The 11,290-nt window shown below is 71.8% G+C and carries 13 protein-coding genes; 7 read left to right on the forward strand and 6 right to left on the reverse strand.

The window, feature by feature from the left end:
- The 4 genes from FFA01_RS15165 to FFA01_RS15180 form a co-directional block, all read left to right on the forward strand.
- Positions 1–212: RpiB/LacA/LacB family sugar-phosphate isomerase (locus tag FFA01_RS15165; RefSeq protein ID WP_208720947.1), on the forward strand; the 212-nt coding region annotated here is incomplete at its 5' end.
- A gap of 2 nt (positions 213–214) precedes the next feature.
- Entirely contained in the window at positions 215–1,009 is a 795-nt protein-coding gene (locus FFA01_RS15170; protein WP_244289896.1) for a triose-phosphate isomerase family protein, read from the forward strand.
- The gene (locus FFA01_RS15175; RefSeq protein WP_244289897.1) at positions 1,006–1,809 is read left to right on the forward strand and encodes a sugar phosphate isomerase/epimerase family protein; all 804 of its coding nucleotides are present in this window, start codon (positions 1,006–1,008) and stop codon (positions 1,807–1,809) included. The genes FFA01_RS15170 and FFA01_RS15175 overlap by 4 nt, the downstream gene beginning before the upstream one ends.
- Positions 1,802–2,707 (forward strand): phosphogluconate dehydrogenase C-terminal domain-containing protein, encoded by a 906-nt coding sequence (locus tag FFA01_RS15180; protein WP_146857026.1) that lies wholly within the window; start codon positions 1,802–1,804, stop codon positions 2,705–2,707. The genes FFA01_RS15175 and FFA01_RS15180 overlap by 8 nt, the downstream gene beginning before the upstream one ends.
- 137 nt (positions 2,708–2,844) lie before the next feature.
- On the opposite strand, the gene FFA01_RS15185 is transcribed toward FFA01_RS15180, so the two are convergent.
- Positions 2,845–3,228 (reverse strand): MmcQ/YjbR family DNA-binding protein, encoded by a 384-nt coding sequence (locus tag FFA01_RS15185; RefSeq protein ID WP_146857027.1) that lies wholly within the window; start codon positions 3,226–3,228, stop codon positions 2,845–2,847.
- Positions 3,229–3,334: 106 nt separating this feature from the next.
- Entirely contained in the window at positions 3,335–4,858 is a 1,524-nt protein-coding gene (locus FFA01_RS15190) for a DHA2 family efflux MFS transporter permease subunit (RefSeq protein WP_146857028.1), read from the reverse strand.
- 179 nt (positions 4,859–5,037) lie between these two features.
- On the opposite strand from FFA01_RS15190, the gene FFA01_RS16020 reads away from it, so the two are divergent.
- Complete coding sequence (locus FFA01_RS16020) at positions 5,038–5,199, forward strand: hypothetical protein (RefSeq protein ID WP_167627403.1); 162 nt, start codon at positions 5,038–5,040, stop codon at positions 5,197–5,199.
- Between the two features lie 18 nt (positions 5,200–5,217).
- Here FFA01_RS16020 and FFA01_RS15195 read toward each other — a convergent pair whose 3' ends face one another.
- Positions 5,218–6,177 (reverse strand): manganese catalase family protein, encoded by a 960-nt coding sequence (locus FFA01_RS15195; protein ID WP_146857029.1) that lies wholly within the window; start codon positions 6,175–6,177, stop codon positions 5,218–5,220.
- A gap of 177 nt (positions 6,178–6,354) precedes the next feature.
- Here FFA01_RS15195 and FFA01_RS15200 point away from each other — a divergent pair, with 177 nt between their 5' ends.
- Complete coding sequence (locus FFA01_RS15200) at positions 6,355–7,503, forward strand: AI-2E family transporter (protein ID WP_167627404.1); 1,149 nt, start codon at positions 6,355–6,357, stop codon at positions 7,501–7,503.
- Positions 7,504–7,552: 49 nt separating this feature from the next.
- On the opposite strand, the gene FFA01_RS15205 is transcribed toward FFA01_RS15200, so the two are convergent.
- From FFA01_RS15205 to FFA01_RS15215, 3 genes are all read right to left on the reverse strand, one after another.
- A complete protein-coding gene (locus tag FFA01_RS15205; RefSeq protein WP_146857031.1) occupies positions 7,553–8,197 on the reverse strand; it encodes an MOSC domain-containing protein in 645 nt (214 codons plus the stop codon).
- A gap of 84 nt (positions 8,198–8,281) precedes the next feature.
- Positions 8,282–9,007: a TSUP family transporter gene (locus tag FFA01_RS15210; RefSeq protein WP_146857032.1), complete on the reverse strand. Its 726-nt coding sequence runs from the start codon at positions 9,005–9,007 to the stop codon at positions 8,282–8,284.
- Between the two features lie 69 nt (positions 9,008–9,076).
- Positions 9,077–9,478 carry a MerR family transcriptional regulator gene (locus FFA01_RS15215; RefSeq protein ID WP_371859223.1) on the reverse strand — a complete coding sequence of 134 codons (402 nt, stop codon included), beginning with the start codon at positions 9,476–9,478 and terminating at the stop codon, positions 9,077–9,079.
- A 183-nt stretch (positions 9,479–9,661) separates the two neighbouring features.
- Between FFA01_RS15215 and FFA01_RS15220 the strand changes: the two genes are divergently transcribed.
- A complete protein-coding gene (locus FFA01_RS15220) occupies positions 9,662–11,191 on the forward strand; it encodes a SulP family inorganic anion transporter (RefSeq protein ID WP_146857033.1) in 1,530 nt (509 codons plus the stop codon).
- Positions 11,192–11,290 lie beyond the last annotated feature (99 nt).

Consider the following 11,290-nt stretch of genomic DNA (forward strand, 5'->3'; position numbering starts at 1 on the left):
CGCACGACTCGTTCTCCGTCGAGCGCAGCGTCCTCTCGAACGACGCCCAGGTGCTCTGCATGGGGCAGCGCGTGATCGGCGTCGAGCTGATGCGCCGCCTGGCGAAGGAGTGGCTGACCTACCGCTTCGACACGACGAGCGCCTCGGCCGAGAAGGTCAATGCGATCTGCGAGTACGACGGCTCGGCGGCGCCCGTCGGCCTCGACTCCTAGTCGTGTCGGCCGCGACCACGACCCCCCGGTTCAGCATCGGGGTGAGTCTCAAGATGTACTTCACGCACTCGCGTACGATCGAGTGGGCGACGGCGATCGGCGAGACCGCCAGGCGACACCCCGCGGTGCGGACCGGCCTGGTCGACCTCTTCGTGGTCCCCACGTTCCCGGCACTCGTGCCGGTGCGCGACGCCCTCGGCGGGGCTCCTGTGCGGCTGGGTGCACAGGATCTCGCGTCGGAGGACGTCGGGGCGTTCACCGGCGAGGTCAGCGGCGTCGAGCTGGCCGAGATCGGCTGCACCCTCGCCGAGATCGGACACGCGGAACGACGTCGGCTGTTCCACGAGGACGACGCCGTGATCGCGGCCAAGACCGCCGCCGCGCTGCGCAACGGGATCACCCCGTTGCTCTGCGTCGGCGAGCTCGAGCAGGCGCCGCCCGCGGTGGCCGCCCTCGAGGTGGCCGTGCAGATCGAGGCCGCCCTCACCGCGTCGGCGGCCGCCGGGCTCACCGGCCCGCTGCTGATCGCCTACGAGCCCGTCTGGGCGATCGGCGCCCCCGAGCCGGCCGCGCCCGAACACATCCGCGGCGTCGTCGCCGAGCTCGACCGGCACCTCGCGAGCCTGCCGGCCCATGCCGGGAGTCGCGTCGTCTACGGCGGCAGCGCCGGCCCCGGTCTGCTGACCGCCCTCGACGGTGAGGTCGCCGGGCTGTTCCTCGGACGCTTCGCCCACGACCCCGCGGCCGTCGAGGCCATCCTGGACGAGGCGCTCGCGCTCGGACCGGTGACCTCGTGATCGGCCTCAGCACCTACGCCTACTTCTGGCGGGGCTCCGACCGCGTGCCCGAGGCGATGTCGCTCGACGACATGCTGCGCGACACCGCGCGTCAGGGCGTGCGGCTCTTCCAGATCTGCGACTACGCCCCGCTCGCCGACTACAGCGACGAGCAGCTCGTCGCCCTCCGCGGCCTCGCCGACGAGCTCGGGCTGACGCTCGAGCTCGGCACGCGGGGCACCGGGCCGACCGTGCTGCGGACGTATCTCCGCCTCGCGGTCGCGCTCCGCGCCTCCCTGGTCCGCAGCATGTGGACGGCGGGCGACGACCGGCCCGACGCGATCGAGACCGATCGGCGCCTGCGCGAGGTCGTCCCCGAATACGAGGAGGCGCAGGTCACCCTCGCCCTCGAGACCTACGAGCAGGTGACGTCCACCGAGCTCGTGGCCGTCGTGCGGAGCATCGGCAGCGACCGGCTCGGCATCGTGCTCGACCCGGCCAACACCGTCGCGAACCTCGAGCACCCCGCCGACGTGACCGCCCGCTGCGCCCCGTTCGTCAAGAACTGGCACGTGAAGGACTTCGCGTTCTCGCGGAAGGACGGCTGGGTCGGCTTCGCCCTCACCAGCACGCCGCTCGGCGAGGGGCGCCTCGACTACGACGGCATGCTCGCCCTGCTCGAGCCCGAGGCCCGCGGCATCAACCAGGTCGTCGAGCACTGGCTGCCCTGGCAGGACGACGCCGAGACCACCACCCGCCTCGAGGCGGAGTGGACCACCCTGACCATCGACCACCTCAGGAAGAAGAACAGCAATGACTGACACCCTCAGCACCCAGACCGTGACCCAGGCCGCCGACCAGGGCAGCCCCGACGTCACCGTCGCCGTCATCGGCGCCGGCGGCAAGATGGGCCAGCGCGTCTCGAACAACCTCGAGAAGAGCGGGTACACCGTCTTCTACAGCGAGGCGTCGCCCGCCGGCCAGGAGCTCATCCGCGGGCTCGGCCGCGAGGTCACCGACACCGACGCCGCCATCGTCGACGCCGACGTGGTCATCCTCGCGGTGCCCGACGTCGTGCTCGGCAAGGTCTCGGAGAGCGTCGTCCCGGCCATGAAGTCGGGTTCGGTCATCCTGACCCTCGACCCGGCCGCCGCCTACGCCGGCCTGCTGCAGCAGCGCGACGACATCCACTACGCCGTGGCGCACCCGTGCCACCCGTCGGTGTTCCTCGAGCGTCGCACGGACGAGGAGTACGCCGACACGTTCGGCGGCATCGCCGCGCCCCAGGAGGTCGTCGCGGCCCTCGAGGGCGAGCCGTCCGACGCCGTCCGTCAGCTCGCGACCGACGTCATCACGACGATCTACGCGCCCGTCATCCAGGTGCACTGGGTCACCGTCAAGCAGCTGGCGATCCTCGAGCCGACGCTGGTCGAGACGATCGCGTGCATGATCGGCGAGCTGCTCCAGGAGGCGCTGGACACGACGGTCACGCAGGCCGGCGTCCCCGCCGAGGCCGCCCGCGCCATGCTCTGGGGCCACACCGGCATCGCCCTGACCAACGCGCTGCGCGGCTCGAACCCGTTCTCGGACGCCTGCCACATCGCCATGGACTACGGTCGCGAGTCGATCGTGAAGGACGACTGGAAGAAGATCTTCGACGACGAGCAGCTGGACTACGTCATCGCGCGCATGCTGAAGATCGACGCCGTCAAGCGCTGACCCGGACCCCGGCCCGGCTCTCGGCCGTCGGCTCCGGTCGCACCGCATCTCGCCCGGGGAAGCACGTCTCGACGTGCTTCCCCGGGCGATTCGCGATGTCGCCCCGTCCGTGAGTGGGGCATCAGGCCAGCGGGGTGTCAGGCGAGCGGGCGTCGCGTCGCGGGCATCGCCGCGATCACGCAGTCGTACGAGTTGCCGACGAGGTCCTCGACCGTGCGGTCGGGCAGGTCGCCGGCGAGGTCGAGCGTGATCCAGTGGCGCTTGTTCATGTGCCAGCCGGGGGAGACCTCGGGGTGCTGGGCCACGAGGGCCGCGGCGTGCTCGGGCACGGCCTTGAGGTTCACCCAGAGGCGACCGACGCCGAGGGGCCCCGGATCGACGGCGGTCATGCCGGTGGGGAACATGGCGAACATCCGGCCGCGCACCTTGTAGACGCTGGTCTCGGGGCCGAACGGGTGCGTCACCTCGGCCGAGGGCAGGTCGCGGCAGAAGCGGTCGAGGTCCTCGTCGCTCGTGGGCATGCGACCACTGTGCCAGGCGCGACTGACAGCCGTGTCGCACGCGCGGGCTCCCGGGTCGGCCCCGGGGCGGAGCACGTCGTCCGCCCCGGGCCCGACCGCGTGGCGGTCAGCCTCGCTCGGCCGGAGCCGTCTCGGCGGTGGGCCGACCGCCCCCGCGGCGCGGGTCCACCCGGCGGGGCAGCGCGAAGACCAGGAGGAACGCGAGCAGGGCGAAGGCCGCGCTGACGCCCATGGCGGCGGCCGACGCGTCGGTGAACCCGGTGGCTCGGCCGGCCGCGGTCGCGAGCTCGCGGCCCTCGGGCAGCGAGCCGAACAGGACGCTGCCGATGATCGCGATGCCCACGGCCGAGCCGATGCGCTGGATGGCCGAGATGACGGCGCTGGCCGAACCCGCGTCGCGCGGATCGACCGTCGCCACGATGAACTGCACGTTCGGGGCGATGAAGAAGCCGTTTCCGAGGCCGGCGATCAGCAGCGGCGCCAGCAGCATCCAGTTGGTCAGGTCGGCGGCCTCGGTGGTCATCAGCACGATCCACATCCAGCCGAGGCCGATCGTGACGAGGGCGGTGCCGAGCACGAGCACGTTCCGCCCGAGCCTCTGGGCGATCCGGTTGCTCTGCGAGGAGCTGATGATGCTGCCGACGGCGAAGGGGATCGCGACGGCGCCCGAGGCGAGCGCGCTGTTGCCGAGGCCCGACTGCCAGAGCAGCGAGATCGTGAAGAAGATGCTGGTGAACGCCGCGAAGTAGACGAGCGCCAGCACGACGCCGCCGGTGAACGAGGGGTGGGAGAACAGCGTCGGGGGCACGAGCGGGGTGCGGCCGGTGCGCGTGTAGCGGACCTCCCAGAGGGCGAAGGCCGCGAGGAGGACGACGCCGGCGGCGATCGTGAGGTAGGTCCAGAGCGGCCAGCCCTCGTCCTGACCCTGGATCAGGGGAACGAGCAGGGCCACGAACGCCGCCGAGACGAGCACGAGGCCGAACCAGTCGAGGCCCTTGTCGGGGCGGGGGATCGACTCGTCGCGCCGGGGGAGCAGGATGGCCGCGGCGATCAGGGTGATGACGCCGAAGGGCAGGTTGACGAAGAAGACCAGCCGCCAGCCGTTCTCGTCGCCGAAGGCCTGGATGATGAGGCCGCCGATGATCGGGCCGAGCGCCGACGAGACGCCGATCACGGCGCCCATGATGGCGAACGCCTTGCCCCGTGAGCGACCGGGGAACAGCAACTGGATGAAGGCGGTGACCGCCGGCACGAAGATGCCGCCCGCGAGCCCTTGCACGACCCGGAACACCACGAGCTGGACGTCGCTCGTCGCGACGCCGCAGGCCAGGCTGGCGAGCGTGAAGAGCAGGACGCCGGTGAAGTAGACCCACTTGTGGCCGATGCGGTCGCCGATGCGGCCCGCCGGGATCAGCGTGAGGCCGAAGGCCAGCGCGTAGCCCGAGATGATCCACGACAGGGTCGCCTCGGAGGCGTCGAGCGACGTGCGGATCGTCGGCAGGGCGACGTTGACGATGGTGGTGTCGAGCAGGGCGATGAACATGCCGAGCAGGAGCGCCACGAGGGCGAGCCAGGACTGCCGGGGGACGGCGGGGGCCGGGGAGGTCGCCCGGGCGGTGGCGTCGGTCATGGAGGGCCTTTCGTGCGGCGCGGTGCCGGGAGGGGAGCGGAGAACGGAGGGAGGCGCGGCGACGATGGCCAGAGCGACGCTCAGCGTACTCGCGACCGACGACATTCTTTCAGCCCCTGCAGTTTTCCCGGCGGACCCGGTCCGAGCCGCGGGCCGTGGGCCCGGCGTAGGGTGCGGGGATGAGCACACCAGACGAGACCACCGCCCCCGACGGATCCACGAACATCACCGACGAGCAGGAGGAGCGGACCGAGAACCTGCCCGACGGCTCGAAGCCCGGCCTGGTCGACGACTCCGAGGAGAGCGACGACAGCGAGGTCTCGGACGGGTCGACCGACTAGGTCCGCTCCTCCGCGAGATCAGCTCGAGCTCGACGTGGGTCCGTAGTACGACTGGATCTCGTCGAGCTCGAGCTCTGCCGTCGCCTGGATCAGTTCGAGCAGGTCGGCGTCGAGACCCGGCGAGAACTCCTCGAGCCGCTCCGGGCTGATCGTCGACGGGACACCCGGGGGTGCCTGCTCGGTGGCCGACAGCTCGGTGCCGTCGTTCGATGGCGACGGCCCCCGGAAGATCTTGCCCGCCTCGCTCTCGCCGTCGAGGTCGAAGCTGTACTGCTTGCTCTGCAGGCCGAGGTCGAGCAGCTTCTTGACCTCCGGGAAGCTCTCGGCGTTCGTCTTCGGGATCGGAAGCAGCTTGTTCCAGTTCACGCCCAGCGATTCGAGCGCCTTGGCGTAGGCGTTCTCGTGTGCCTGGTCTCGGACGATCAGATACGCCAGCGTGCCGCGGGCCACGGCGTTGTCGGTCATCTCGTAGATGCGGCACTTCTGCAGGCGCCCGGTCGATTCGAGCATGACGTTGTAGAGCAGGTCGAGCGGCAGGTTGCCCGAGTTGTAGACGTAGCTGCCGCTCCACGGGTTTCCCACCGAGTCGACCGGCAGGGCGCCCTGGGCTCCCACCAGATAGTGGTGGATGTTGCCCGAGTCGAGGGCGATGTTCAGCGGGGTGGCCCCGCCGGCGCCCGGGGTGTCGAGCGGGTCGGTCAGCTTGCCGGTGTACTCGGGGCTGCCGTCGAGCAGTCGCGAGATGGTCGTGCCGATCAGCTCGACGTGGCTGATCTCCTCCGTGCCGACGCCCTGGATGAGGTCGCGGTACGGCTTCGCCGCCGGACCTCGGAAGTTCATGGCCTGGAACAGGTACTGCATCATGGTGCGCATCTCGCCGAACTGGCCGCCGAGTCCTTCCTGCAGGGCGTTGGCGGCGGCGGGGTCGGGCTCGCCGTCGGCGATCTCGTTGATCCAGGTCTGTGCGTGGAAGTACATGGAGCCTCCTCGGTCGAACAGACGACAGGGTGCCGTCGGCGTCACTCTGCGCGCGAGATGCCTCGGCCGGTCGGGTGCCGGACACCTTGCCAGTCTGGGCTGTACCCCGGGAGGCGCGGCGTGCCTCCTCGGGGTCGATGGCGGCCTCCGACGCGGTCCGCACGCCAGGATGGACGCATGGCACTCTCTTCCCGCGCGCGGCTCGTGCGTCGATCGGCGGATCCGACCGGGACGGACGCGCCCGCGTCCGCTCGGAAGGGCGACCCGGCTCCCAGCCCGATGCAGCGACCGGGGGCGTTCCGGTTCGGCCTGATCGCCACCCTCGGCGGCGGCCTCGGCGTCGGCATCATCTTCGGCCTGATGGCGTTGTCGACGATCCTCGTCTACATCGGTCTCGCGTTCTTCCTCGCCCTCGCCTTCGAGCCCGTCGTGCGCCGTCTCGTCACCTTCGGGGCGCCGCGCTGGGTGGGGGTCGTCGTCGCCGTGGTGCTGGTGATCGGCGCCGTGGTCGGCATCGTCGCGGCCGTCGTCCCCGCGCTCGTCGAGCAGATCGGCCACGTGATCCGGACCGCACCGGCCGCGCTCCAGGAGCTGTCGCGGCAGCCCTGGATGCAGCAGACCGTCGAGACTCTGGGGCTCGACGTCGACGTCGACGACGCGGTGGGCGCCGTGACGTCGTACCTGCTCGACCCCGATCAGCTGCTCGCCCTCGGCGGCGGGCTGCTCGCGGTCGGAGCGGGCATCACGAACGCGATCACCGCCGTGATCGTCGTGGCGATCCTGACCCTCTACTTCGCGATCACCCTGCCGCAGATGCTCCGGTCGCTCAGCCGCGCCGTGCCCCGGAGCCACCGCGAGAACGTCATGGACATCTCGGACGAGATCTTCCTCTCGGTCGGCCGGTACGTCGCCGGGCAGGTGGCCCTCGCCGTGATCAACGCCGTGTTCGTGTTCATCGTGCTGACGATCGCGGGCGGGCCCGTGCCGGTGCTGTTCGCGACGCTGGCGTTCCTGGGCGCGCTCATCCCCGTGGTCGGCACGGTCGTGGCCTACGTGATCATCATCGCGGCGACCATCACGGTGTCGCCCCTCACCGCGGTCGTGGTCGGCGTGATCCTGCTGGTCTACGCGCAGGTCGAGGCGTACGTGCTGACACCGCGGGTGATGTCGAAGGCCGTCGCGGTGCCGGGCGCCCTGGTGATCGTGGCGGCGTTCGGCGGTGGAGCGCTCGGCGGGGTGCTCGGCGCGCTCGTGGCGATCCCCATCGCCACAGCGGGCGTGCTCGTGTTCGAGCGCGTCGTGGTGCCGCGGCAGCAGCGGGTCTAGCTCCGGCTCCCGGGCGCGCGGCACGACCAGCCGGGGCCGGGGCCGGGGCTCAGGCGTCGACCGGCGTGCGCGCCGCGGCCTTCTCGGCGATGCCGCGCATGACCTCGCTGAGACGCGGGCCGGGGGCGTCGAGCAGCCGGGCGGCCTGCTCGGGCGACAGCCCGCCGAAGACGTCGCCGATGGTGACGCCGTGGTCGGGGCGCGAGACCACCGAGAGCTCGTCGCCGGGGGAGACCGGGCCGGCCTTCACGACCGAGAGGTAGGCGCCGGGTCGGCCCTCGGTCTGGAACCGCCTGACCCAGCCGGACTCGCCGAGTCGGCGGGCGAAGGTCGCGCACGGGGTGCGCGGCATCGTCACCTGCAGCACGAGCGTCTCGCCGACGGCCCAGCGCTCGCCGATGACCGCGCCGGTCACGTCGACCCCGTCTGTGCGCAGGTTCTCGCCGAAGAGGCCGGGGGTCACCTCGTAGCCGAGCAGGCTCGAGAAGTGCTCGGCGTCGACGTCGGCGTAGGCGTAGACGGCCTTGTCGGGGCCGCCGTGGTGGACCCGGCTGGCCTGGACGTCACCGCGGAGACCCATCTTCTTCACGGCGACCTCGCCCTCGACCGGGCGCTTGTCGATCGCGGTGACGCCGACCGAGCCGGCGTCGTCGAGGAGGGCGTGGACGCGGCAGACCGCGGTGACGGAGGGCATCCCCTCATGCTGCCCGAGCGGCGCGGCCGACGGCAAGACCGGCCCGGGCGCTCCGACCCGATCCGATCCGTCGCGGGGCGGGGCTCAGAGCAGCAGCACTCCGCGCACGACGGCCGCGGCGCTGCCCACCGCGGCGAGCGTGAGCACGAGCGCGCGGCCGACCCGGGGCGAGACGTACCGGTTGAGGCGGTGTCCGATCACGGCGCCGAGCGCGAGGGCGACGAAGGCGCCCGCCCAGACGCTCCACGGCTCGGTGGGCACGCCCTTCGACAGCAGCGAGGTGAGGTTGATGGCCAGCAGGAACACCTGGCCCGTGCCGACGAAGACCTCGCGCGGCCAGCGCTCGCTCGTCGCGTGAACCGTCAGCGCCGGGCCGCCGACCCCGGCCGTGACGTTCATGAAGCCGCCGAGCGCACCCGCCGCCACCGCGCCTCCTCGGCCGGGGAGCAGTCGTGCCCGCGACGAGAACACCATGACGAGCACGGCCACGAGGGCCACGGCGCCGACCGCGACCGTGAGAGGACCGGTGGGGGCGGTCCGCACGACCCACGCCCCGATCGGGATCGTGACGAGGGCCGGGCCGACCAGCAGCAGGGCGCGCTTCCAGCGGACGGTGCGCCAGGTCTGGGCCAGCAGCACGGCCGCGAGGGCCGCGGCGAGCACGTTGCCCACGGTCACGCCGGCCTCGGGTCCGAGCACGACGACGAGCAGCGGGGCGGCGGTCAGCGCGAAGCCGATGCCGGCCATCCTCTGGGTGAGGGCCCCGAGCACGATCGCGGCGGCGGCGAGGCCGAGGGTCAACGGGGTCACGCCCCCACGCTAGCCGCCGGTGCGGAGGTCACGGAGCGACGGGCGCCTGCCGAGGAGGCGCGGTGCCGGTCACTGGGCGCGCAGCAGTCCCACGAACTCGTCCGCCATGGCCAGGTGCTCCGCGAGCTTCGCCCGTCGGGTCTCGGCGTCGCGGATGAACTCGTCGAGGCGGGCGCGCATCGCGTCGGCGTCGCGCTCGCCGGCGCCGGCGTCGGCCCGGGCGGCGAGCGTGTCGACGACGCCCAGCAGCTCGGTCATCTCGTCGATCGAGAAGCCGAGCGGCTTCATGCGGCGGATGAGCAGCAGGCGCTCGAGGTCGACGGCCGTGTAGAGCCGGAATCCGCCCTCGCTCCGGCCCGACGGGCGGAGCAGGCCCACCTCGTCGTAGTGGCGGATCGTGCGGAGGGACAACCCGGTGCGCTCGGCGAGCTCGCCGATCTGCATGGTCTCGGGTCTGGGCTCTGTCGTCACGAATTCCTCCGTCGATGCGCAACTCTACCCTCACGTAAGGGTAGAGTTGCCGTGCGGGCCCGATCGGGCCCCTCTCGTCTCCGCTCAAGTCTGCCGGACGTCCCGGCCGCCGAGCTGCGCATCGCCGCGCCCCCGACCTCACCCATCGCGGACACGTCGTCCGCTCTCGAACGGAGCACCCCCATGCCGCTCAGCGCCCCCGCGCACCGCACCGCCCTCGCCCACCCCGACACGGGACCGGGCGTGCGCGACGCCCTCCGCACCCCGCGCCTCCTCGGCCGGGAGGTCGTCGCCGGACTCGTCGTCGCCCTCGCGCTCATCCCCGAGGCGATCTCGTTCTCGATCATCGCCGGAGTCGACCCCCGCGTCGGTCTCTTCTCGTCGTTCGTGATGGCGGTCTCGATCGCGTTCCTCGGCGGGCGCCCGGCGATGATCACCGCCGCCACCGGCGCGATCGCCCTCGTCGTCGCACCGGTCGCCCGCGAGCACGGGCTCGACTACCTGATCGCCACGGTGATCCTGGCCGGCGTCCTCCAGCTCGTCTTCGGACTGGTGGGTGTGGCGAAGCTGATGCGCTTCGTGCCCCGCAGCGTCATGGTCGGCTTCGTCAACGCGCTCGCGATCCTGATCTTCACGGCCCAGCTGCCGAACCTGATCGACGTGCCGTGGGTCGTCTATCCGCTCGTCGCGATCGGCATCGCCATCATGGTCCTCCTGCCCCGGTTGACCAAGGCCGTGCCCGCGCCGCTCGTCGCGATCGTGCTGCTCACCGCCGCGACCGTCGTCGCCGCCCTCGCGGTGCCGACGGTCGGCGACGAGGGCGAGCTGCCCGACAGCCTGCCGAGCCTGCTCCTCCCGTCGGTGCCGTTCACGCTCGAGACGCTGACGATCATCGCGCCGTACGCCGTCGCGATGGCCCTGGTCGGCATCCTCGAGTCGCTGATGACGGCGAAGCTCGTCGACGACATCACCGACACCCCGTCGCGCACGACCCGCGAGACCCTCGGTCAGGGCGGCGCCAACATCCTGTCCGGGCTCTTCGGCGGCATGGGCGGCTGCGCGATGATCGGTCAGACGATGATCAACGTCAAGGCCTCGGGCGCCCGCACCCGGATCTCGACGTTCATGGCCGGCGTGTTCCTGCTGGTCCTCGTCGTGGGGCTCGGCGACGTCGTCGCGGTCATCCCGATGGCGGCGCTGGTGGCGGTGATGGTCATGGTGGCGATCGGCACCTTCGACTGGCACAGCATCCGGCCGGCGACCCTGCGACGGATGCCGCTCGGGGAGACCGTCGTCATGGTGCTGACGGTCGTCGTGGTGGTCGCCACGGACAACCTGGCCGTGGGGGTCGTCGTGGGCGTCGTGGCCGCGATGATCGTCTTCGCCCGCCGGGTGGCCCACCTCGCGACGGTCGACCGCACGCTGGTGGAGCGGGGCGATGGGACCGAGGAGGCGCGCTACACCGTCACCGGCGCGCTCTTCTTCGCCTCGAGCAACGACCTCACCACCCGCTTCGACTACGCGCACGACCCGGAGGCGGTCGTCATCGACCTCGCGGGGTCGCACATCTGGGACGCCTCGACCGTCGCCGCCCTGGACGCGATCACCCACAAGTACGAGCGTCGGGGCGTGTCGGTCCGCATCGAGGGAATGAACGACCCGAGCGAGCGGCTGCACGGACGTCTGGCGGGCACCCTCGGCGGCGGTCACTGACCCCGGCCCCTCAGGGGGCGACGGGCGCCTGACGATGAGGCGCGGCGCCGGTCTCGGAGGAGCCGTCCGTCTGGAGACCGCCGGCCGACGGCGCCTCCG

This window comes from Frigoribacterium faeni (genome assembly GCF_007988805.1).
Taxonomy (GTDB): Bacteria; Actinomycetota; Actinomycetes; order Actinomycetales; family Microbacteriaceae; genus Frigoribacterium; species Frigoribacterium faeni.